Origin of the sequence: Pseudomonas sp. 3MA1 (assembly GCF_029237275.1) — a bacterium.
Lineage (GTDB): Bacteria > Pseudomonadota > Gammaproteobacteria > Pseudomonadales > Pseudomonadaceae > Aquipseudomonas > Aquipseudomonas fluorescens_AP.
On sequence record NZ_JAACFX010000004.1, the window covers coordinates 535,314 to 555,829 of the forward strand.

Here is a 20,516-nt window from a genome sequence, read left to right on the forward strand (position 1 = left end):
GGCGCCGGCTTGCCGGCGAAGAGGCCCGCGAGCCTTGCGCCGCCCTCGCCGGCGCCTTCGCTGGCAAGCCAGCTCCGAAAAGGGAGGGGATTGCTCGCGGACAACCAAACAAAAAAGAATAACAAAGTGAATTTATATTATTTTTAAACCTATAAACGCCGCTTTATAGTCGCGCCGCAGGCTGATTTGCCCAAAGACGCATACGCTGCATTAAGGCAGGATAAGGCGTCACGCTCGGCTCACCGATTGGCCTGCATCTCCCACCCGCATCGTGCATAAGAAAATCACAGGGGCTTGTCATGAATTTTTCCGTACTGCGTCGCAATCTGCTGATCGGCACACTGGGCCTGGCCCTCGGTGCCGGACTGATGGGACAAGCGGTTGCCGGCGAGCAACTGCAGAAGATCAAGAGCGCGGGCGTGATCAACGTCGGCCTGGAAGGCACGTATCCACCTTTCAGCTTCGTCGACGAAAACGGCAAGCTGGCCGGCTTCGAAGTGGAATTCTCCGAAGCCCTGGCGAACAAGCTCGGGGTCAAGGTCAAGCTGCAACCGACCAAATGGGATGGCATCCTCGCCGCCCTGGAGTCCAAGCGCCTGGACGCGGTGATCAACCAGGTGACCATCTCCGAGGAGCGCAAGAAAAAGTACGATTTCTCCACCCCCTACACCGTCTCCGGGATCCAGGCCCTGACCCAGAAAAAGGATGAAGGCAAGTTCAAGACCGCCGCCGACCTGGGTGGCCACAAGGTCGGCGTGGGCCTGGGCACCAACTACGAGCAATGGCTCAAGGACAACGTGCCCACCGCCATCATCAAGACCTACGACGATGATCCGACCAAGTACCAGGACCTGCGCGTAGGCCGGATCGACGCCATCCTGGTGGACCGTCTGGCGGCCTTCGAGCTGATCAAGAAAACCAAGGACACCCTGGTGGTTTCCGGCGAACCCTTCTCCCGCCAGGAAGCCGGTGTGGCCCTGCGCAAAGGCGAACCCGAACTGCTGGCCGCGGTGAACAAGGCGATCGAGGAACTGCGCGCCGATGGCACGCTGAAAAAGCTCTCGGAAAAATACTTCAACGCTGACGTCACCCAATAATGGAAGCAGGTCTGCAACTGGCGCTGGATTCAGCGCCATTTCTCCTCAAGGGCGCGTACTACACGGTCATCCTCAGCCTCGGCGGCATGTTCTTCGGACTGCTGCTGGGCTTCGGCCTGGCCTTGATGCGCCTGTCGCGCCTGGCCCTGGTGAGCTGGATTGCCCGGGTCTACGTGTCGTTCTTTCGCGGCACGCCGCTCTTGGTGCAACTGTTCGTGATCTATTACGGCCTGCCGCAACTGGGGCTGGAACTGGACCCGTTGCCCGCCGCGCTGATCGGTTTTTCCCTGAACATGGCGGCCTACGCCTGTGAAATCCTCAGGGCCGCCATCGGCTCCATCGAACGCGGTCAATGGGAAGCCGCCGCCAGCATCGGCATGACCCGGGCCCAGACCCTGCGCCGGGCGATCCTGCCGCAAGCCATGCGCACCGCCCTGCCGCCGCTGGGCAACAGCTTCATTTCCCTGGTCAAGGACACCGCCCTGGCCGCCACCATCCAGGTGCCGGAACTGTTCCGCCAGGCGCAGTTGATCACCGCCCGTACCTTCGAAATCTTCACCATGTATCTTGCCGCCGCGCTGATCTACTGGATTCTCGCCAGCGTGCTCGCGCACCTGCAGAATCGCCTGGAGCAGCGGGTCAATCGGCACGACCAGGAGTCCTGAAACCATGATCGTGGTGGAAAAACTGACCAAGCAGTTCAAGGGCCAGACGGTGCTCAATGGCATCGACCTGCAGGTCAAGGAAGGCGAAGTGATCGCCATCATCGGCCCCAGCGGCTCGGGCAAGACCACCTTCCTGCGCTGCCTGAACTTTCTTGAAGAACCGAGCAGCGGACGCATCCGCATCGGCGACATCGCCATCGACAGCAGCATCCCCCTGAACCAGCAACAAAGCCGGATCCGCCAGCTGCGCCAGCAAGTGGGTTTCGTGTTCCAGAACTTCAACCTGTTCCCCCACCGCACCGCCCTGGAGAACGTCATCGAAGGCCCGCTGGTGGTGAAGAAGACCCCGCGGGAGCAAGCCGTCGCCCTGGGTCGCGCGCTGCTGGCCAAGGTCGGCCTGGCGGGCAAGGAAGACAGCTACCCCAGGCGCCTGTCCGGTGGCCAGCAACAGCGGGTGGCGATTGCCCGGGCCCTGGCCATGGAACCCCGGGTGATTTTGTTCGACGAACCGACCTCGGCCCTGGACCCGGAACTGGTGGGCGAAGTCCTGGCCACCATCCGCAGCCTGGCGCAAGAGAAACGCACCATGATCATCGTCACCCACGAAATGGGCTTCGCCCGGGACGTGGCCAACCGGGTGATCTTCTTCGACAAGGGGGTGATCGTCGAACAGGGCGAAGCCAAGGCGCTGTTCGCCAACCCCCAGCAAGAGCGCACCCGACAGTTTCTCAGCAAGTTCCTCAACCCCGGCCAGTCCCCCGCCTGACGCCCCCCTCACCACACCCACCGTAGGAGCCGGCTTGCCGGCGAAAGGGCCCTCAAACCTTGCACCGCCCTCGCGGACGCCTTCGCTGGCAAGCCAGCTCCTACGTGCAGGTACGGGGTGGTTTTGGGGGACATTCGTCGCTAGAACCACAGCCGTGGAAGCACGCTAAGGCCTTGATCCATAACGCCTGCGGGCTTCGATTCAACCCTTCTATTCATATTCCTAAAAGTTAGTTTATTTAATTTTTATACACGCTTAGGGTATATGCACCGGACCACCGGACATTCTTGATTCTGATTTCGCCGCATGACGCGGCCTATCCAAAAGATGTGAGGTAGGTATGGTCCGGAACACAATCACCCCAGTGCAGATCGCCAGGGCATTGCGTGCAGCCAAGGAGTGGCACTGATGTCCAGTCTGATCGAAGCCCAGGTCCAGAGTGACCTGGATATCGCTCCCCTTTTGCTGCCCGCTCGGGTGCTGCGCAACGACGCCGAAGCCCTGCAAGCCGCCCATGAACTGGCGGACGTCGCCCGCCAGCAGGCCGCCCAGCGCGACCGTCAGCGCAAGCTGCCCTGGGCGCAGATCGAACAATTCACCCGCAGCGGCCTGGGTAGTATTTCCATCCCCCGCGCCTACGGCGGGCCGCAGGTGTCCTTCGTCACCCTGGCCGAAGTCTTCGCGATCATTTCCGCGGCCGACCCGGCCCTGGGGCAGATCCCGCAGAACCAGTTCGGCCTCCTCGGCCTGATTCTCGGCTGCGGCAGCGAGCGACAGAAGAAACAGCTGCTGCAGAGCGTCCTGGAAGGCTGGCGCATCGGCAATGCCGGCCCGGAACGCGGCACCAAGAACACCCTGGAACTCAAGGCGCGGATCACCAAAGACGCCGACGGCCATGTGATCAACGGCCAGAAGTTCTACTCCACCGGCGCCCTGTTCGCCCACTGGGTAGCGGTCAAGGCACTCAACGAGGAAGGCCGCCAGGTACTGGCCTTCGTCCGCCGTGGCACCCCGGGGCTGCGCATCGTCGACGACTGGTCCGGCTTCGGCCAGCGCACCACCGCCAGCGGCACCATCCTGCTGAACAACGTGCGGGTCGAATCCGAGCTGGTGCTGGACAACTGGCGGATCAACGAATCGCCGAATATCCAGGGCGCGGTGTCGCAGTTGATTCAGGCTGCCATCGACGCCGGCATCGCCCGGGAAGCCGTGGCCGACGCCATCGCCTTTGTCCGCGAACGGGCCCGCCCGTGGATCGACGCCAACGTCGAGCGCGCCAGCGATGACCTGTACGTGATCGCCGAGATCGGCAAGCTGCAGATCGAACTGCACGCCGCCGAGGCTCTGCTGCGCAAGGCCGGCCAGGTGCTGGATCAAGTCAGCGCGGCGCCGATCACCGCCGAGTCCGCGGCCCGCGCATCCATCGCCGTGGCCGAAGCCAAGGTGCTGACCACCGAGATCTCGCTGCTGGCCAGCGAAAAGCTCTTCGAGCTGGCCGGCAGCCGCGCCACCCTCGCCGAATTCAACCTCGACCGCCACTGGCGCAACGCCCGGGTGCACACCCTGCACGACCCGGTGCGCTGGAAGTACCACGCCGTCGGCGCCTACCACCTGAACGGCACGCTGCCGGCCCGGCACTCCTGGATTTAACCGCCCAGAACGCTTTTGACCAGATCTCTGGAGAAACACATGTCTCTTTCCCAACACGTCGCGGTCATCACCAGCGATGAGCAAGCCCTGATTGTCGCCAGCGACCTGGCGGAAGACTTCAAGCGCGACAGCGCCCTGCGCGACCGTGAACGGCGCCTGCCGCACCCCGAGCTGGAAGCCTTTTCCCGCTCCGGCCTGTGGGGCATCAGCGTGCCCAAGGCATACGGCGGCGCCGGGGTGTCCAATGTCACCCTGGCCAAGGTCATCGCCCTGATCGCCGAGGCCGACGCCTCCCTGGGGCAGATCCCGCAGAACCATTTCTACGCCCTGGAAGTGCTGCGGGTGAACGGCAGCCATCAGCAGAAACAACGGCTGTACGCCGAAGTCCTCGCCGGCCGGCGTTTCGGCAATGCCCTGGCCGAGCTGGGCACCAAGACCGCCCACGACCGCACCACCCGCCTGAGCCGCGACAGCAGCGGCCAGGGCTACCGCATCGACGGGCGCAAGTTCTACGCCACCGGCGCCATCTACGCCCAGCGCATTCCCACCTCGGTGGTGGATGAACACGGCGTGCAGCAACTGGCCTTCGTCCCCGCCGACGCCCAGGGCCTGAGCGTGATCGACGACTGGAGCGGCTTCGGCCAGCGCACCACCGGCAGCGGCTCGGTCGTGTTCGACAACGTCGCGGTGGACGAGGCCGACGTGATGCCGTTCCAGAGCGCCTTCGAGCGCCCGACTCCGGTAGGCCCGTTGGCGCAGATCCTCCACGCCGCCATCGACACCGGCATCGCCCGCGCCGCCTACGAAGACGCCCTGCGCTTCGTGCGCACCAAGACCCGGCCCTGGATCGACTCCGGCAATGACAAAGCCACCGAAGACCCGCTGACCCTCAAGAGCTTCGGCCACCTGAGCATCCGCCTGCACGCCACCGAGGCCCTGCTGGAGCGCGCCGGGGAATTCCTCGACCGGGCCCAGGCCGAAACCAATGCCGAGAGCGTGGCCGCCGCATCCATCGCCGTGGCCGAGGTCCGGGCCCTGAGCACGGAGATTTCCCTGGCCGCCGGCAGCACCCTGTTCGAACTGGCGGGCAGCCAGGCGACCCTGGCCGAGCACGGCCTGGACCGCCACTGGCGCAACGCCCGGGTGCACACCCTGCACGACCCGGTGCGCTGGAAGTACCACGCGGTGGGCAACTACTACCTCAACCAGCAGAACCCGCCGCTGCGGGGGACCATCTGATGGCCGCGCCAGAAACCGCCAAGAAGAAGATCCTGCTCAACGCCTTCAACATGAACTGCGTCGGGCACATCAACCACGGCCTGTGGACCCACCCACGGGACAATTCGACCCAGTACAAGACCCTGGAATACTGGACCGAACTGGCTCAATTGCTGGAGCGCGGGTTGTTCGACGGGCTGTTCATTGCTGACATCGTCGGGGTCTACGACGTCTACCAGAACTCGGTGGACGTGCCCCTCAAGGAGTCGATCCAACTGCCGGTCAACGACCCGCTGCTGCTGGTTTCGGCGATGGCGGCAGTGACCAAGAACCTGGGTTTCGGCCTCACCGCCAACCTCACCTACGAGGCGCCCTACCTGTTCGCCCGGCGCCTTTCCACCCTCGACCACCTGAGCCGTGGCCGGGTCGGCTGGAACATCGTCACCGGCTACCTGGACAGCGCCGCCCAGGCCATGGGCCTGAAGGAGCAGATCGAGCACGACCGCCGCTACGACCAGGCCGACGAATACCTGGAGGTGCTGTACAAACTCTGGGAAGGCAGCTGGGAGGACGACGCGGTCCTCAATGACCGCGAGCAACGCATCTATGCCCAGCCGGGCAAGGTGCACAAGGTCGAGCACCAGGGCGAGTTCTATCAGGTCAGCGGTTATCACCTGTGCGAACCGTCGCCGCAGCGCACCCCGGTGCTGTTCCAGGCCGGCAGCTCGGATCGCGGCCTGCTGTTCGCCGGGCGCCACGCCGAGTGCGTGTTCATCAGCGGGCAGAACAAGGCGGCGACCAAGGCCCAGGTGGACAAGGTCCGCGCCAGCGCCGTGGCCGCCGGGCGCAATCCCGAGGACATCAAGGTGTTCATGGGCCTCAACGTGATAGTCGGCGAGACCGAGGAACTGGCCTGGAACAAGCACGCCGAGTACCGCAGCCATGCCAGCGCCGAAGCCGGCGTGGCGCATTTTTCCGCGTCCACCGGAATCGATTTTTCCCAGTACCAGATCGACGAGCCGATCCAGTACGTGAAGAGCAACGCCATCCAGTCGGCCACCAAGCACCTGCAAAACAACGACTGGACCCGGCGCAAGCTGCTGGAGCAGCACGCCCTGGGCGGCCGCTACTTCACCGTGGTCGGCTCGCCGCAGCAGGTGGCCGACGAGCTGGAATCCTGGATCGCCGAAACCGGCCTGGACGGCTTCAACCTGACCCGCATCGTCACCCCGGAAAGCTATGTCGACTTCATCGATCTGGTGATCCCCGAACTGCAACGACGCGGCTCCTACAAGACCGCCTACGACGAGGGCACCCTGCGGGAAAAACTGTTCCACCAGGACCGCAAACTGCCCGGACGACACACCGGCGCGGCCTACCGCCGCTGAGACGAGGTAGCAGGAACTCTAGTGGCGAGGGAGCTTGCTCCCGCTGGCTTGCACAGCAAGCCCAAACCCTGACGGCGCGGTATGCCTGCAGCACCACGCCACCTGGATCTGGGGCCGCTTTGCGGCCCAACGGGAGCAAGCTCCCTCGCCACAGACAGCGGTCTTCGCCACACCCAAAGGCAATTGTTCAACCTCATCATTCGGATTGACTGGAAGTAACCATCATGAAAACCACGCTCCTGCGCCACCCGGTCAAAGCCCTGGCCCTCGCCCTCGGCCTGTTCAGCAGCGCCGTCTTCGCCGCTGACGCGCCGCTCAAGGTCGGCACCACCGCCGCCTTCGCCATTCCCCTGGAGGCTGCCGTGGAAGAGGCCGGCAAACAGGGCCTGAAAGTCGAGCTGGTGGAATTCACCGACTGGATCGCCCCCAACGTCAGCCTGGCCGCCGGCGATATCGACGTGAACTACTTCCAGCACATCCCGTTCCTGGAAAACGCCAAGGCCGCCGCCGGTTTCGATCTGGTGCCCTTCGCCCCCGGGATCATCAACAACGTCGGCCTGTACTCGAAAAAATACAAAAGCTTCGACGAACTGCCCGTCGGCGCCAGCGTGGCCATCGCCAACGACCCGATCAACAGCGGTCGCGGCCTGCAACTGCTGGCCAAGGCCGGGCTGATCACCCTCAAGCCGGGCGTCGGCTACAAGGCCACCGAAGAAGACATCGTCAGCAACCCGAAGAAGATCAAGATCCTCCAGGTCGAAGCCGTGCAACTGGTGCGCGCCTATGACGACGCCGATCTGGTCCAGGGTTACCCGGCCTACATCCGCCTGGCCAAGACCTTCGATGCCGGCTCGGCGCTGCTGTTCGACGGCCTGGACCACAAGGAATACGTGATCCAGTTCGTGATCCAGCCCAAGAGCAAGAACGACCCGCGGCTGATCAAGTTCGTCGATATCTACCAGCACTCGCCACAGGTTCGCGCCGCCCTGGATAAAGCCCACGGCAAGCTCTACCAAGCCGGCTGGGAAGGTTGAGATGAGTGTCGCGACGCTACAGCGCAAGCTAGCCGACCCGGCGCCCCACAGCGCCGAACGGACCGAGCTGCACCCCGAACTGAATCGCGCCCAGGTGCGCTTTATCGGCCTGGGCAAGACCTATCAGGGCCAGCAGGGCACGGTGCAGGCCTTGCACGGCATCGACCTGTCGATCCAGCGCGGCGAAGTGTTCGGTATCATCGGCCGCAGCGGCGCCGGCAAGTCGTCGCTGATCCGTACCATCAACCGCCTGGAGCAGCCCAGCAGCGGCCGGGTGCTGATCGATCAGGTGGACATCGGCGACTTCGACGAAGACCGCCTGGTCGCCCTGCGCCGGCGCATCGGCATGATCTTCCAGCACTTCAACCTGATGTCGGCCAAGACCGTGTGGCACAACGTCGAGCTGCCGCTGAAGGTGGCCGGGGTGCCCAAGGCCGAGCGCGAGCGCAAGGTCCGCGAGCTACTGGAACTGGTGGGCCTCAAGGACAAGCACCAGGCCTACCCGGCGCAGCTGTCCGGCGGGCAGAAGCAGCGGGTGGGCATCGCCCGGGCCCTGGTCCACGATCCCGAGATCCTGCTGTGCGACGAGGCCACTTCGGCCCTGGACCCGGAAACCACCCAGTCGATCCTCGGCCTGCTGAAACAGATCAATCAGCGCCTGGGCCTGACCATCATCCTCATCACCCACGAGATGGCGGTGATCCGCGAGATCTGCGACCGGGTGGTGGTGCTGGAACACGGGCGCATCGTCGAACAGGGGCCGGTCTGGGAAGTCTTCGGCCACCCGCAACACGAGGTCAGCAAGACCCTGCTGGCGCCGTTGCAGCACGGCCTGCCGCCAGAGCTGCAAAGCCGTCTGCGCAGTCATCCCGAATCGTCCGAGGCCGCCGTGGTGCTGAGCCTGCGCTTTACCGGCAGCCAGCGTGAGGAGCCGGATCTGGCGGCGCTGTTCAGCGCCCTCGGCGGTCGCGTGCGCCTGCTGCAAGGCGGCGTGGAACGCATCCAGGGCCACGCCCTGGGGCAACTGCTGCTGGCGGTCCAGGGCTCGTCCCTGGGGGCGGCGGAGCTGCGCCAGCGCGCCGGGCAATGGGCACAGCAAGTGGAGGTACTGGGCTATGTGGTTTGATCGCTTGTTGCAGGGCATTCTCGACACCCTGCTGATGGTTGGCGTGTCCTCGCTGATCGCCCTGCTGGCGGGGATTCCCCTGGCGGTAATCCTGGTCACCAGCGGCAAGGGCGGGATCTATGAAGCGCCGAACCTGAACCGGGCCCTGGGGGCCTTTGTGAACCTGTTCCGCTCGATTCCGTTCCTGATCCTGATGGTGGCGCTGATCCCCTTTACCCGGCTGATCGTCGGCACCACCTACGGCGTGTGGGCGGCGGTGGTGCCGCTGACCATTGCCGCCACGCCGTTCTTTGCGCGGATCGCCGAAGTGAGCTTGCGGGAGGTCGACCACGGCCTGATCGAAGCCGCCCAGGCCATGGGCTGCCGACGCTGGCACATCGTCTGGCACGTGCTGCTGCCCGAGGCGCTGCCGGGCATCGTTGGAGGCTTCACCATCACCCTGGTGACCATGATCAACTCCTCGGCGATGGCCGGGGCGATTGGCGCGGGTGGCCTGGGGGACATTGCCTACCGCTACGGTTACCAGCGTTTCGACAGCCAGATCATGCTCACGGTGATCGTGCTGCTGGTGATCCTGGTGGCGGCGATCCAGCTGGGCGGCGACCGTCTGGCGCGGGTGCTGAACAAACGCTAGTGGCATCCCGTGTAGCCGCTGCCGCAGGCTGCGACCAAGGTCCGCAGGACCTTGCGAGGCCCTCAAGAGCGGCGTCTCCTGCGGAGCCGTTCGCAGCCTGCGGCAGCGGCTACAGGGTGCATGGGGTATATTCGGGCCATTCCCTTAACGCCATGCGACCCGCCATGAAACTCGCCCCCGACGATCTCGATACCATCACCGCCACCACCCTCGGCCACTACCAGCAGGTGGCCGAAGACTTTCGTGAAGGCACCCGCGACCACGACGTCAGCCAGAACATCGACGCGCTGCTGCGGCATATCCAGGGCCCGGCGCCGTTCCGCGTGCTGGACTTCGGCTGCGGTCCGGGGCGCGATCTGCAAACCTTCACCCGCCTGGGCCACGTGGCCATCGGCCTCGACGGCTGCGAGCGCTTTGCCCAGATGGCCCGGGACGACAGCGGTTGCGAAGTGTGGCAGCAGGACTTTCTCAAGCTCGATCTACCGGCGGGTCACTTCGACGGCATCTTCGCCAACGCGGTGCTGTTTCACATTCCCCGCCAGGAACTGCCACGGGTGCTCAAGCAGTTGCATGCCAGCCTCAAGGACGGCGGCGTGCTGTTCAGCTCCAACCCGCGCGGCGACAACCAGGAAGGCTGGAACGGCCCACGCTACGGCGCCTACCACGACCTCGCGGCCTGGCAGGCACTGCTGACCGAGGCAGGCTTTATCGAACTGGAGCACTACTACCGCCCCGCCGGCCTGCCCCGGGAACAGCAACCCTGGCTGGCCAGCGTCTGGCACAAGGCCTGAGCCCTCCCGCCCCACTCCCCTGTAGGAGCCGGCTTGCCGGCGAAAGCGCTTGCGGATCAGGCGCCCGCCTCTCGGGCCTCTTCGCTGGCAAGCCAGCTCCTACGACCGCGGGCTGCCTAGGCCATTCGCAACACCGCCAACCTCGCAGGCGCCGGCTTGCCGGCGAAGGCGTTTCCGGATCAAGCGCTCGCCTCTCGGGCCCCTTCGCTGGCAAGCCAGCTGCTACGAGGCCGTGGGGCGGTCGCGGTCGGAGTCTTGGCTGGGCTCCTTGATTTTGTACCAGGCCACGTACAGCGCCGGGAGGAACAGCAAGGTCAGCAAGGTGGCAACGATGATGCCGCCAATCATGGCGTAGGCCATCGGCCCCCAGAACACTTCACGGGCAATCGGGATCATCCCCAGGCTGGCCGCGGCGGCGGTCAGCAGGATCGGCCGGCGCCGGTGGTGGGTGGCTTCCAGTACCGCGTCCCAGGGGTGATAACCCTCGCGCTCGTAGTCGTCGATCTGGGTCACCAGGATCACCGAGTTGCGGATGATGATGCCGATCAGCGCGAGGATCCCGAGGATCGCCACAAAGCCCATGGGCGTGCCGGTGGGCACCAGGGCCAGGACCACGCCGATCAGCCCCAGGGGCGCCACGCTGGCCACCAGGAACAGCTTCTGCACGCTGTGCAGCTGGATCATCAGAAAGGTCGCCATGAGGAACAGCATCAGCGGCACCACCTTGGCGATCGGGCCCTGGGCCTTGCCGCTTTCCTCCACGGTGCCGCCGGTGGCCACCGAATAACCGGCCGGCAGGCTGGAGGCGAAGCGCTCGATGGTCGGCTTGAGTTGCTTGACCAGGTCGGTGGGCTGGATCGCGTCGCGCACCGCGGCCTTGATGGTGATGGTCGGCTTGCGGTCGCGGCGCCATACCAGCGGCTGCTCCAGTTCGTAGCCCACCGTGGCAAAAGCCAGCAGCGGAATCGAGGTGCCGCTGGGGGTGACGATCTGCAGGTTCTGCAGGGTTTCCGGGGAGCCGCGTTCATTGTCGTCGGCGCGGCCGACCACGTTGATCAGGTAGATGTCGTCATGCACCTGGGTCACGGTGGAGCCGCTGACGATGCTGTTCATCAGCCGCGCCACGTCTTCCGAGGACAGCCCGAGCTGGCGCGCCTTGTCCTGGGCGATGTCGATGCGCAGCACTTTGCCGGGCTCGTTCCAGTCGTAGATGATCTCGCCGATATGCGGGTTCTGGTCCAGTTCGGTGGCCAGGTCGATGGCGTGCTTGCGCACCTGGTCGATGTCCTTGCCGCTGACCCGGTACTGGATCGGCCGCCCCACTGGCGGGCCCATTTCCAGGGCCTGCACATAGCTGCCAATGCCGACGAAGTCTTCGCGCAGGCGCTTGCGCAAGCGCTCGCTCAGGGCGGTGCGCTGCTCCAGGCCCTTGCTGACGATCACCAGCTGGGCGTAGTAGGGGTTCTGCAGTTGCTGGTCCAGGGGCAGGTAGAAACGGATCGCGCCTTCGCCGATGTAGGTGCTCCAGCGCTCGATGTCCGGGTCGTCCTTGAGGGTCGCTTCCAGCCGGTCAACGGCCATGCGGGTCTCGTTGATCGAGGCGTTCTGCGGCAGGTTGAGGTCCACCAGGATCTCCGGCCGGTCGGAAGACGGAAAGAACTGGTTCTGCACGAAGCGCATGCCGAACACCGAGGCGGCGAACAGCAGCACGGTGATGCCGATCGCCCACCAGCGGTTGCGCATGGCCCACAGCAGGCCGCCATTGAAGGCACGACCGATGCGCCCCGGCTCCTCGGAGTGGGGTTTGACGTTGGTACTGAGGATGTGGATGCCGATCACCGGGGCGAACAGCACCGCGACGATCCACGACACCAGCATGGCCACGGCGATCACCGCGAACAGGGTGAAGGTGTACTCGCCGGCGGAGCTGGCGTTGAGGCCGATGGGCACGAAGCCAGCCACGGTCACCAGGGTCCCGGTGAGCATCGGGAAGGCGGTGGAGGTGTAGGCAAAGGTCGCCGCCTGCTCCTTGCTCTCGCCCTTCTCCAGGCGGGTGACCATCATTTCCACGGTGATCATGGCGTCGTCCACCAGCAGCCCCAGGGCGATGATCAAGGCCCCCAGGGAGATCCGCTGCATGGTGATGCCGCTGTACTCCATGAACACGAAGACCATGGCCAGCACCAGCGGAATCGAGCAGGCCACCACCAGCCCGGCGCGCACCCCGAGGCTGATGAAGCTCACCACCAGGACGATGATCACCGCCTCGAACAGGGCGCTGGTGAAACCGCCCACCGCCTCCTGCACCACCTCGGCCTGGTCGGACACCTTGTGCACGCCGATGCCGATCGGCAGGTCGGCGGTCAGCTCGTTCATGCGCGCATGCAGGGCCTTGCCGAAGTCCTGGATGTTGCCGCCCTTCTTCATGGCAATCGCCAGGCCGATGGCCGGCTGGCCATTGAAGCGGAACAGCGGCGTGGACGGGTCGACGTAGCCGCGGCTGATGTCGGCGATGTCCGCCAAGCGATAGAAGCGGTCGTTGAGCCGCAGGTTGACCGTGGCCAGGTCCTTCTCCGAGGCGAACTGCCCGGAAGTGCGCACCGAGATCCGCTCCGGTCCGGCCTCGATCACCCCGGCCGGGGTCACCGCGTTCTGCGCTTGCAGGCTTTGCAGGACCTGGCGCTGGTCGATGCCCAGGGCCGCCAGCTTGCGGGTGGAGAAGTTGAGGTAGATGACTTCGTCCTGCTCACCGACCATCTCCACCTTGCCCAGGTTCGGCACTTCGCGGATCTGCGCGCGGACCTGCTCCACGTAGTCCCGCAGCTGGCGCATGCTCAGGCCGTCGGCGGTGAAGGCATAGACCGAGCCGAACACATCGCCGAATTCATCGTTGAAACCCGGGCCCTGCAAGCCCTGGGGAAAGTCGCCGCGGATGTCGTTGATCTTCTTGCGCACCTGATACCAGATCTCGGGAATGTCCTTGGCACTGGTGGTGTCGCGCAGGTAGACGAACACCGTCGACTCGCCGGGGCGGGTGTAGCTTTTCACGTAGTCCAGCGAATCCAGTTCTTCGAGTTTTTTCTCGATGCGGTCGGTGACCTGCTTCAGGGTTTCTTCCTGGGTCGCGCCGGGCCAGCGGGTCTGGATCACCATGGTCTTGATGGTGAAGGACGGGTCTTCCTCACGCCCCAGGTTCAGGTAGGAAAACACCCCCATCAGCAGCGCGACGAACATCAGGTACCAGACGAAGGACTGATGTTTGATAGCCCATTCGGACAGGTTGAAGCTTCCTTTGCTGGCAGGCGTCATTGCGCGCGATCCTCGTCGATTTTGACTTTCTGCCCCGGCTTGAGGCTGTTGACCCCGGCACTGACCACGCGCTCGCCGGGCTTGACCCCCTGGCCGATCAGCGCCGAATCCGCGTCGCGGCTGAGCACCTTGATCTCACGCGGGGCGACGGTCTGGCTCTGCGGGTCGATGACCCAGATCCGGGTCTGGCCATCCACCTCTTGCAGGGCACTGAGCGGCAACTCGGTGCGCGGCGCGATGGCCGAGCTCAGGGTCACGCTGATGGCGGTGCCCAGGCGAAAGGCCTCGGGGGTGTCCTTGAGGGTCAGGCGCGCGCGCCGGGTACGGGTCGCGCTCTGGGCCTGGGGCTCGATCTCGCGCACGGTGGCGGTGGTGCTGATGCTCGGGTCCAGTTGTGCGGCGACCTTGAATTCCACGTCCGCCGGCAGCTGGTCAACCAGGCTCGCCGGCAGGTCGATCACCGCTTCCTTGATCTCCGGCCGGGCCAGGGTCACCACCTGCTGGCCGGCGGTCACCACCTGTCCGGCTTCGGCGTTCCAGGCGGTGACCACGCCGCCGTGATCGCTGCGCAACTGGCTGTAGTTGAGCTGGTCCTGGGCCTGGCGCAGCGCGGCCTTGGCCTGATCCAGGGCGGCGCCGGTGGTCTTCAGGTCGGTCTGGGCGATGTCCAGTTGCGCCTGGGCGCCGACCCCACGGTCGAACAGTTCCTGCTGGCGCCGGGCATTGGCCTGGGCGTTGATCCACTGCGCCTCGACCTTGGCCAGGTCGCCCTGGGCGGCCCGCAACTGGTTCTGCTGGTCGGTGGGGTCGAGGGTCGCCAGCAAGTCCCCGGGGCCGACTTCGGCGCCGACATCGACCGCGCGGTTGGCGATGCGCCCCGGCACCCGGAAGCCCAGGTTGGTTTCATAACGGGCCTGGATGTTACCGGCAAAGCGCCCCAGGCTTTCCTCGGACTGCGCCACCACCCGGATCGACAGCACCGGACGCACCGGTTCCGGCGCCGGTTCTTCCCTGGAGCAGCCCGGTAGCAGGGCGGCGGCGCACAACAGTGGCAGCAGGCGCTTCATGGTTGCGCTCCCTGATCGTCGCCGCTGGCGGCAATCTCCACCCTCATCCCCGGGTGCAACAATTGCCCCCCCGCCACCACCACTTTCTCGCCGCCCTTGAGGCCCTCGCTGATAATCACCTTGCCGGTCAGGTAACGCCCGACCTTGACGTTGTGCAGCACGGTCTTGCCGTCCTCGCCCACCAGCCACACCGCCGGCTCGCGGAGGTTCTTGGTCAACGCCGACCAGGGCAGCACCACGCTGGCCTTGCCATTGGCCCGGGCGGTGGCGCTGACCACCGAGCCCAGGTCCATGCCCGCCGGCAGTGCATCGAGCAGCACCTTGACCTGCACCGTGCCGCTCTGGGCCGAAACCACCGGAGTCACTTCACGGACCTTGCCGGTGGTGGCCACCTTGGGGTTGTCCAGCAGACTGATGTGGATGGTTTCCTGGCCCGGCGGCTCCATCAGCAACGACTCGTAGACGTTGAACACCGCGTCGCGCTCGCCGTCCCGGGCCAGGCTGAAGATCGGCATGGTAGCCTGCACCACCTGACCGACCTCGGCCTGGCGCGCGGTGATCACCCCCGGCGCCTCGGCCACCAGCTCGGTGTAGCTCAACTGCTCGCGGGCGTTGGCCAGTTGCGCCTGGGCCGCGCTCAGGGCGCTCTGGCTGCTGCGCAGGGCGGCCTGGGCCGAGTCGTATTCGCTCTGGCTGGTGTAGCCCTTGGGCAAGAGCTTCTGCTGGCGGACAAACGCCGCGCTGGCCTGCTTGACCCGGGCCTGCTCGGCGAACACCGAGGCGGCGGCGGAATCGACATTGGTCTGCAAGTCCTTGGGATCGAGCCGAGCCAGTACCTGCTGGGCGGAAACCCGGTCGCCGACATCCACCAGACGCTGGATGATCTTGCCGCCCACGCGGAACGACAACTCGGTCTGCACCCGAGCCTGGATGTCGCCGGTGAGGGTCACCGAAGGCGCAAAATCGCTGCTCTGCACCGACTGGATCCGCACCCGCGGGTGCTCCTTCTCGGTCGGCTTTTCCGCCCCGCAGCCGCCGAGCAGAGCCAGCAGACCCAGCCCCACCATCCACTTCGAATTGAGACCGGTCATGCAGACTCCTTGTGCTTGTTCGTCGCGCCAGTGACGTTACGACTGTGAGCTTAGAACAGGGTTCAACCCTTGCACGCAGCTCTCATCAGTGGGGGCTTCGGTGGCGAGGGAGCTTGCTCCCGCTCGGCTGCGCAGCAGCCGCAACGGCCCTCGACGCGCTCTATCCTGGCAAGCACAACGTCGGTTTCGAGGGCAGCCGCAAGCAAGCTCCCGCTCTCCAAATCAGGCACACTGCGCACCACGCAGCAGGAGATCCGACATGCTCAAGACCCTGGCGGTGGCCAATTACCGTTCCATCAACAACCTGGTGATGCCCCTCGGCCGGCTGAACCTGATCACCGGCGCCAATGGCAGCGGCAAGTCCAACCTGTACCGCGCCCTGCGCCTGCTGGCGGAAACCGCCCAGGGCGGGGTGGTCAATGCCCTGGCCAAGGAAGGCGGGTTGGAGTCGACCTTCTGGGCCGGGCCGGAACAGATCAGCCGGCGCATGAGCCAGGGCGAGGTGCCGGTCCAGGGCGGGCCGCGCAAGGCCGCCAGACGCCTGCAGCTGGGCTTTGCCGGTGAGGACTTCGGGTACGCGATCAGCCTGGGGCTGCCGGATTCCAGCGGTCATTTCATGTTGCCCGGGCACAGCCTGCCGATTGCCTCGCGCTTCACTCTCGACCCGTGGATCAAGCGCGAGAGCATCTGGGGCGGGCCCCTGTATCGCTCGGCCAGTGCCCTGGTAGACCGCCAGGGACCGATGGTACGAGCCCGCGCGGGGCGTCAATGGGAGGTACTGGCGCAGCATACGAGCAGCGGCGACAGCCTGTTCGACCGGGTGGGCAACCTGAGCTCATCGCCCGAGGTCCTGCATCTGCGCGAGCAGATTCGTGGCTGGCGTTTCTATGACCACTTGCGCACCGACAGCCAGGCACCCGCGCGCCGACCACAGCTGGGCACCCGCACCCCGGTGCTGCACCACGATGGCCGGGACCTGGCCGCCGCGTTGCAGACCATTATCGAGGTGGGCGATCAGCAGGCATTGCACGAGAGCATCAGCGACGCCTTCCCGGATTCGCGGCTGCAGATCGATGCCGTTCCGGGGGGCTTGTTCAGCGTGCAGCTGCACCAGGAAGGCTTGTTGCGACCGCTGTCGGCGGCGGAACTGTCGGACGGCACCTTGCGCTACCTGTTGCTGGTGGCGGCCTTGCTGACCCCGCGTCCGCCGAGCCTGATGGTGCTCAACGAACCGGAGACCAGCCTGCACCCGGACCTGTTGCCGGCCCTGGCGCGCTTGATCATCAGGGCTTCAGAGCAGTGCCAGGTGTGGGTGGTGTCCCACGCCCGGCGCCTGATCGCGGCCTTGCAGGAAGCCCCCGAATGCAACTGCATCGTGCTGGAAAAACAGCTGGGCCAGACCGGCATCGTCGGCCAGCGCCTGCTGGACGAACCGGCGTGGCACTGGCCTGACTGAAAATCGCGTCTCCCCACACCCTGTAGCCGCTGCCGAAGGCTGCGATAAGGTCCGCAGGACCTTCCGAGGCCCTCAAGAGCGGCGTCTCCTTCGGAGCCGTTCGCAGCCTTCGGCAGCGGCTACACAGTGGATTCAGGATCCGCTTTCAGCAGCTGACAGTACGCCTCAGCCCTGCCATTTGCCGCCTTCGACAATCACGCTCTCAGGCGGGGTGTCGTCGCTCAGTTCCTTGCGCACGTACTGGTCATACAGCTTGAGCAGGTACTTCTCCTCGCCGAGCTTGGCCAGTTCGGCATTCACCCAATCCCGCAGCTCGATATTGCCCTTCTTCACCGCCGGGGCAATCGGCGCCTGTTCGCCCAGGGTCTGCGGCAATACACGGTAGCCCGGGTTCTGCTTGGACCAGCTGAACAGGATCAGGTTGTCCTGGGCATAGGCGTCGCCACGGCCATTGGCCAGGGCTTGCAGGGACTCGGTGTTCTTCTCGAACTTGAGCAGCTTCCAGTCCGGGTGGTTCTGGGTCAGCCAGATGTCCGCGGTGGTGCCGGTGGTAACGATGGTGGTGCGGGTCGCCAGGTCATCCAGGCTCTTCACCGGGCTGCCTTCGGGCACCAGGGCCTGCACCGCCACCTTGAGGTTGGGGTTGGTGAATTCCACCGCCTGCTTGCGCTCCGGGGTCACGGTCATGTTGGCCAGGATCAGGTCAACCTTGTCGCTCTGCAGGAAGGGAATGCGGCTGGCCGGTTCCACGGCGACGAACTCCACCTTGTTCTCGTCCCCCAGCAGGTCCTTGGCGAACTGGCGGCCGATGTCGGTATCGAAGCCCACGTAGCGCCCGGTTTCATCGACGAAACCGAACGGCGGCTTGTCGGTGAACACGCCGACGATCAGCTTGTCCCGGGCCTTGATCTTGTCCAGGTAGCCAGGCGCCGGCGCGGCGCTGGCAGCGGTGGCCGCCGGCTTGGGCGCCTCGGCCGCTTTATCGCAGCCGGCCAGCAGGGCCAGACCGAACAGCGGCAGTAACAACAACGAAGACTTGGCAGTTTTCATAAGAGCTCCAGTTCCTTTTTGGGGGCTTTCTTGGGCAGTGCTGCAACGAAGGAGAACTTCTCCAGGAACTGCTGCGCGCGTGCGCTCTGCGGGTTCGTGAAGAAAGCCTCGGGGGTGTTGTGTTCCACGATGCGCCCGCCGTCCATGAACACGATGCGGTCGGCCACGGCCCGGGCGAAGGCCATTTCATGGGTGACGATCAACAGGGTCATGCCGTCCCGGGCCAGGCCCTGGATCACCTGCAGCACTTCCTTGACCATCTCCGGATCAAGGGCCGCGGTGACCTCGTCGAACAGCATCACCTGGGGGTTCATGCACAACGAGCGGACGATGGCGATGCGTTGCTGCTGGCCGCCGGACAGCTGCCGGGGAAAAGCCTCGCGCTTGTCCAGCAGGCCCACCCGTTCCAGCAGCGCCTCGGCCTGGGCCCGGGCTTCCCGGGGCTCGCGCTTTTGCACCTTGAGCGGCCCGAGGAGGAGGTTGTCCAGCACGTTCATGTGGGGGAACAGGTGATAGCTCTGGAACACCATGCCGATCTGCTGGCGCACCTGGCGCCAATCGGTGTCGGGGTTGAGCAGCTCGCGCCCGGCGAAACGCAGATGGCCGCTTTGGGCGCTTTCCAGGCCGTTGAGGCAGCGCAGCAGAGTGCTCTTGCCGCAGCCGCTGGGGCCGAGGATGACGATCACCTCCCCTGCGGCCACGCTGAGGTCGACCTCCTTGAGCACCTGCTGCGGGCCAAAGAATTTGTTGAAACCCTGGAACTCGATCAATGCGCTCATGCTTGCGTCCAGCGCCGCTCCAGCACGCGGGAAGCGGCCGACAGCGGGTAGCAGATAAAGAAGAAAAACAGGAACAACACGCCGTAGATCAACACCGACTCGTAGGTGCGCTCGATGATCTGCTGGCCGACCTTGATCACGTCCACCACGCCGATCAGCACCGCCAGGGAGCTGGTCTTGATGATTCGCGTGTAGACGTTGATGGTCGGCGGGGTCATGCGCTTCAGCGTCTGGGGCAGCAGTACGTAGCCGTACAACTGGGCAGCGGAAAGGCCAATGGACAAGCCCGCTTCCCGCTGGCCCCGGGGCAGGGATTGCAGGGCCCCGCGGACCACCTCGCCGACCTCGCTGGCGCCCCACAGCGACAGCACCAGCACCGCGCAGGTGAAGCTGGGAATGCTGAGGCCGAAGAAGATCGGAAAGCCGAAGAACAGCAGGTACAACCAGACCAGCACCGGGATCGCCCGGAACAGCTCCAGGTAGATCCGCAGCGGCACGTCCAGCACCTTGCGTTGCAAGCTGCGCAGCACGCCGTAGAGCACCCCGCCCAGGGTGCTGAAGGCAATGCTCAGCAGGGAAATCGACAAGGTCTGCGCAGCGCCCCGGGCCAGTTGCGGCAAGGACACCAGCAACAGCTCAAGACCCGAACTGGCCATGTTGCAGCCTCCTTTCCAGACGGCTGAGCAACAGCGACAACGGCAGGAACAACAGCACGCAGATCAGCGTCAGCACGGCGAGCATTTCGTAGGTCTTGTAGTACAGGGCGATGTAGCTCTTGGTGGTGTAGAGAATCTCCGGCACCGCCACCGCCGAAACCACGGTGGTTTCCTTGAGCAGGAAAATGAAATTGGCGAACAGCGACGGCAGGCTGAGGATCCCGGCCTGGGGCAGGATCACGTAGCGCAGCAACTGCCACTGCGACAGGCCGATGGAGCGCCCCGATTCCAACTGTGCCTGGGGCACTGCATCCACGCCGGCGCGCAGCACTTCGGTGAGGTAGGCGCCGCCGAGAAAGGTCATGGTGATGATCGCCGCAGTGAACCCCGACACCTTGATCCCCAGTGCCGGCAAGGCGAAGTAGACGAAGAACAGCTGGATCAGCAGCGGTGTGTTGCGCGCCAGTTCCACGTACAGGCCGATCAGCCGGTGCAGGTAAGGGGTGCGAAACACCAGGACAGTGGCGTTGATCAGGGCCACCAGCAGCGAGGTGCCAATGGCGATCAGGCCGACCTGCAGGGTCACCCCCACGGCCTTGAGAAAGGCCGGCAGGGTGCTGAGGATAAAAGCGTAATCGAGGGTCATGAATCATCCTGAACGCCGCTGGGGTACAGCGGCGGTGGCGCAGTCCGTGGGGCAGTGGGTAACCGCCCGGCTGCCGCGACTTTATAGCTATAA

The 20,516-nt window shown here is 65.1% G+C and carries 18 protein-coding genes; 11 read left to right on the forward strand and 7 right to left on the reverse strand.

Translation table 11 applies throughout. The features are described from left to right. Positions 1-299: 299 nt before the first annotated feature. The 10 genes from tcyJ (at position 300) to GWQ44_RS15005 (ending at position 10,369) form a co-directional block, all read left to right on the forward strand. The gene (tcyJ, locus tag GWQ44_RS14960) at positions 300-1,097 is read left to right on the forward strand and encodes a cystine ABC transporter substrate-binding protein (RefSeq protein ID WP_275927664.1); all 798 of its coding nucleotides are present in this window, start codon (positions 300-302) and stop codon (positions 1,095-1,097) included. Then, positions 1,097-1,762: a cystine ABC transporter permease gene (tcyL, locus tag GWQ44_RS14965; RefSeq protein WP_016962755.1), complete on the forward strand. Its 666-nt coding sequence runs from the start codon at positions 1,097-1,099 to the stop codon at positions 1,760-1,762. Before tcyJ ends, tcyL begins: the two co-directional genes overlap by 1 nt. Before the next feature lie 4 nt (positions 1,763-1,766). Further along, positions 1,767-2,528, forward strand: coding sequence for an L-cystine ABC transporter ATP-binding protein TcyN (gene tcyN / locus GWQ44_RS14970; protein WP_016962754.1), 762 nt, complete (start codon positions 1,767-1,769; stop codon positions 2,526-2,528). A gap of 408 nt (positions 2,529-2,936) precedes the next feature. Then, on the forward strand, positions 2,937-4,178 hold the full coding sequence (locus tag GWQ44_RS14975) for an SfnB family sulfur acquisition oxidoreductase (RefSeq protein ID WP_275927665.1): 1,242 nt from the start codon (positions 2,937-2,939) through the stop codon (positions 4,176-4,178). Positions 4,179-4,217: 39 nt separating this feature from the next. Beyond that, the gene (locus GWQ44_RS14980; RefSeq protein WP_275927666.1) at positions 4,218-5,417 is read left to right on the forward strand and encodes an SfnB family sulfur acquisition oxidoreductase; all 1,200 of its coding nucleotides are present in this window, start codon (positions 4,218-4,220) and stop codon (positions 5,415-5,417) included. After that, a complete protein-coding gene (locus GWQ44_RS14985) occupies positions 5,417-6,784 on the forward strand; it encodes an LLM class flavin-dependent oxidoreductase (RefSeq protein WP_275927667.1) in 1,368 nt (455 codons plus the stop codon). Before GWQ44_RS14980 ends, GWQ44_RS14985 begins: the two co-directional genes overlap by 1 nt. Positions 6,785-7,008: 224 nt before the next feature. After that, entirely contained in the window at positions 7,009-7,818 is an 810-nt protein-coding gene (locus GWQ44_RS14990; RefSeq protein WP_275927668.1) for a MetQ/NlpA family ABC transporter substrate-binding protein, read from the forward strand. A gap of 1 nt (position 7,819) precedes the next feature. Then, the gene (locus tag GWQ44_RS14995) at positions 7,820-8,944 is read left to right on the forward strand and encodes an ATP-binding cassette domain-containing protein (RefSeq protein WP_275927669.1); all 1,125 of its coding nucleotides are present in this window, start codon (positions 7,820-7,822) and stop codon (positions 8,942-8,944) included. Continuing rightward, positions 8,934-9,578 carry a methionine ABC transporter permease gene (locus tag GWQ44_RS15000; protein ID WP_011058620.1) on the forward strand — a complete coding sequence of 215 codons (645 nt, stop codon included), beginning with the start codon at positions 8,934-8,936 and terminating at the stop codon, positions 9,576-9,578. Before GWQ44_RS14995 ends, GWQ44_RS15000 begins: the two co-directional genes overlap by 11 nt. Positions 9,579-9,742: 164 nt before the next feature. Next, complete coding sequence (locus GWQ44_RS15005) at positions 9,743-10,369, forward strand: class I SAM-dependent methyltransferase (protein ID WP_275927670.1); 627 nt, start codon at positions 9,743-9,745, stop codon at positions 10,367-10,369. A gap of 222 nt (positions 10,370-10,591) precedes the next feature. Here GWQ44_RS15005 and GWQ44_RS15010 read toward each other — a convergent pair whose 3' ends face one another. Genes GWQ44_RS15010 through GWQ44_RS15020 form a run of 3 tightly spaced genes read right to left on the reverse strand, consistent with a single transcriptional unit; the run spans position 10,592 to position 15,836 of the window. Beyond that, complete coding sequence (locus GWQ44_RS15010; protein WP_275927671.1) at positions 10,592-13,678, reverse strand: efflux RND transporter permease subunit; 3,087 nt, start codon at positions 13,676-13,678, stop codon at positions 10,592-10,594. Beyond that, complete coding sequence (locus GWQ44_RS15015) at positions 13,675-14,745, reverse strand: efflux RND transporter periplasmic adaptor subunit (RefSeq protein ID WP_016967328.1); 1,071 nt, start codon at positions 14,743-14,745, stop codon at positions 13,675-13,677. The genes GWQ44_RS15010 and GWQ44_RS15015 overlap by 4 nt, the downstream gene beginning before the upstream one ends. Then, positions 14,742-15,836 carry an efflux RND transporter periplasmic adaptor subunit gene (locus GWQ44_RS15020; RefSeq protein ID WP_179598737.1) on the reverse strand — a complete coding sequence of 365 codons (1,095 nt, stop codon included), beginning with the start codon at positions 15,834-15,836 and terminating at the stop codon, positions 14,742-14,744. Before GWQ44_RS15020 ends, GWQ44_RS15015 begins: the two co-directional genes overlap by 4 nt. 259 nt (positions 15,837-16,095) lie before the next feature. Here GWQ44_RS15020 and GWQ44_RS15025 point away from each other — a divergent pair, with 259 nt between their 5' ends. Continuing rightward, complete coding sequence (locus GWQ44_RS15025) at positions 16,096-17,292, forward strand: AAA family ATPase (protein ID WP_016967329.1); 1,197 nt, start codon at positions 16,096-16,098, stop codon at positions 17,290-17,292. Between the two features lie 165 nt (positions 17,293-17,457). Here GWQ44_RS15025 and GWQ44_RS15030 read toward each other — a convergent pair whose 3' ends face one another. The 4 genes from GWQ44_RS15030 to GWQ44_RS15045 are packed head-to-tail and all read right to left on the reverse strand — an operon-like array spanning position 17,458 to position 20,423. Further along, positions 17,458-18,342: a transporter substrate-binding domain-containing protein gene (locus GWQ44_RS15030; protein WP_275927672.1), complete on the reverse strand. Its 885-nt coding sequence runs from the start codon at positions 18,340-18,342 to the stop codon at positions 17,458-17,460. Continuing rightward, positions 18,339-19,121: an amino acid ABC transporter ATP-binding protein gene (locus GWQ44_RS15035; RefSeq protein ID WP_275927673.1), complete on the reverse strand. Its 783-nt coding sequence runs from the start codon at positions 19,119-19,121 to the stop codon at positions 18,339-18,341. The genes GWQ44_RS15030 and GWQ44_RS15035 overlap by 4 nt, the downstream gene beginning before the upstream one ends. Beyond that, entirely contained in the window at positions 19,118-19,777 is a 660-nt protein-coding gene (locus GWQ44_RS15040) for an amino acid ABC transporter permease (RefSeq protein ID WP_275927674.1), read from the reverse strand. The genes GWQ44_RS15035 and GWQ44_RS15040 overlap by 4 nt, the downstream gene beginning before the upstream one ends. Further along, positions 19,758-20,423 carry an amino acid ABC transporter permease gene (locus tag GWQ44_RS15045; protein WP_016962816.1) on the reverse strand — a complete coding sequence of 222 codons (666 nt, stop codon included), beginning with the start codon at positions 20,421-20,423 and terminating at the stop codon, positions 19,758-19,760. Before GWQ44_RS15045 ends, GWQ44_RS15040 begins: the two co-directional genes overlap by 20 nt. Between the last annotated feature and the right edge of the window lie 93 nt (positions 20,424-20,516).

What these genes read in the sequence shown, in the direction of transcription:
- tcyL (WP_016962755.1), top strand. Translation starts at nt 1,097, where the DNA reads ATGGAAGCAGGTCTGCAACTGGCGCTGGATTCAGCGCCATTTCTCCTC.
- GWQ44_RS15035 (WP_275927673.1), bottom strand. Translation starts at nt 19,121, where the DNA reads ATGAGCGCATTGATCGAGTTCCAGGGTTTCAACAAATTCTTTGGCCCG.
- GWQ44_RS14985 (WP_275927667.1), top strand. Translation starts at nt 5,417, where the DNA reads ATGGCCGCGCCAGAAACCGCCAAGAAGAAGATCCTGCTCAACGCCTTC.
- tcyJ (WP_275927664.1), top strand. Translation starts at nt 300, where the DNA reads ATGAATTTTTCCGTACTGCGTCGCAATCTGCTGATCGGCACACTGGGC.
- GWQ44_RS15015 (WP_016967328.1), bottom strand. Translation starts at nt 14,745, where the DNA reads ATGAAGCGCCTGCTGCCACTGTTGTGCGCCGCCGCCCTGCTACCGGGC.
- GWQ44_RS15020 (WP_179598737.1), bottom strand. Translation starts at nt 15,836, where the DNA reads ATGACCGGTCTCAATTCGAAGTGGATGGTGGGGCTGGGTCTGCTGGCT.
- GWQ44_RS15000 (WP_011058620.1), top strand. Translation starts at nt 8,934, where the DNA reads ATGTGGTTTGATCGCTTGTTGCAGGGCATTCTCGACACCCTGCTGATG.
- GWQ44_RS15040 (WP_275927674.1), bottom strand. Translation starts at nt 19,777, where the DNA reads ATGGCCAGTTCGGGTCTTGAGCTGTTGCTGGTGTCCTTGCCGCAACTG.
- GWQ44_RS15010 (WP_275927671.1), bottom strand. Translation starts at nt 13,678, where the DNA reads ATGACGCCTGCCAGCAAAGGAAGCTTCAACCTGTCCGAATGGGCTATC.
- GWQ44_RS14995 (WP_275927669.1), top strand. Translation starts at nt 7,820, where the DNA reads ATGAGTGTCGCGACGCTACAGCGCAAGCTAGCCGACCCGGCGCCCCAC.
- GWQ44_RS15025 (WP_016967329.1), top strand. Translation starts at nt 16,096, where the DNA reads ATGCTCAAGACCCTGGCGGTGGCCAATTACCGTTCCATCAACAACCTG.
- GWQ44_RS14980 (WP_275927666.1), top strand. Translation starts at nt 4,218, where the DNA reads ATGTCTCTTTCCCAACACGTCGCGGTCATCACCAGCGATGAGCAAGCC.
- GWQ44_RS15005 (WP_275927670.1), top strand. Translation starts at nt 9,743, where the DNA reads ATGAAACTCGCCCCCGACGATCTCGATACCATCACCGCCACCACCCTC.
- GWQ44_RS15045 (WP_016962816.1), bottom strand. Translation starts at nt 20,423, where the DNA reads ATGACCCTCGATTACGCTTTTATCCTCAGCACCCTGCCGGCCTTTCTC.
- GWQ44_RS15030 (WP_275927672.1), bottom strand. Translation starts at nt 18,342, where the DNA reads ATGAAAACTGCCAAGTCTTCGTTGTTGTTACTGCCGCTGTTCGGTCTG.
- GWQ44_RS14990 (WP_275927668.1), top strand. Translation starts at nt 7,009, where the DNA reads ATGAAAACCACGCTCCTGCGCCACCCGGTCAAAGCCCTGGCCCTCGCC.
- tcyN (WP_016962754.1), top strand. Translation starts at nt 1,767, where the DNA reads ATGATCGTGGTGGAAAAACTGACCAAGCAGTTCAAGGGCCAGACGGTG.
- GWQ44_RS14975 (WP_275927665.1), top strand. Translation starts at nt 2,937, where the DNA reads ATGTCCAGTCTGATCGAAGCCCAGGTCCAGAGTGACCTGGATATCGCT.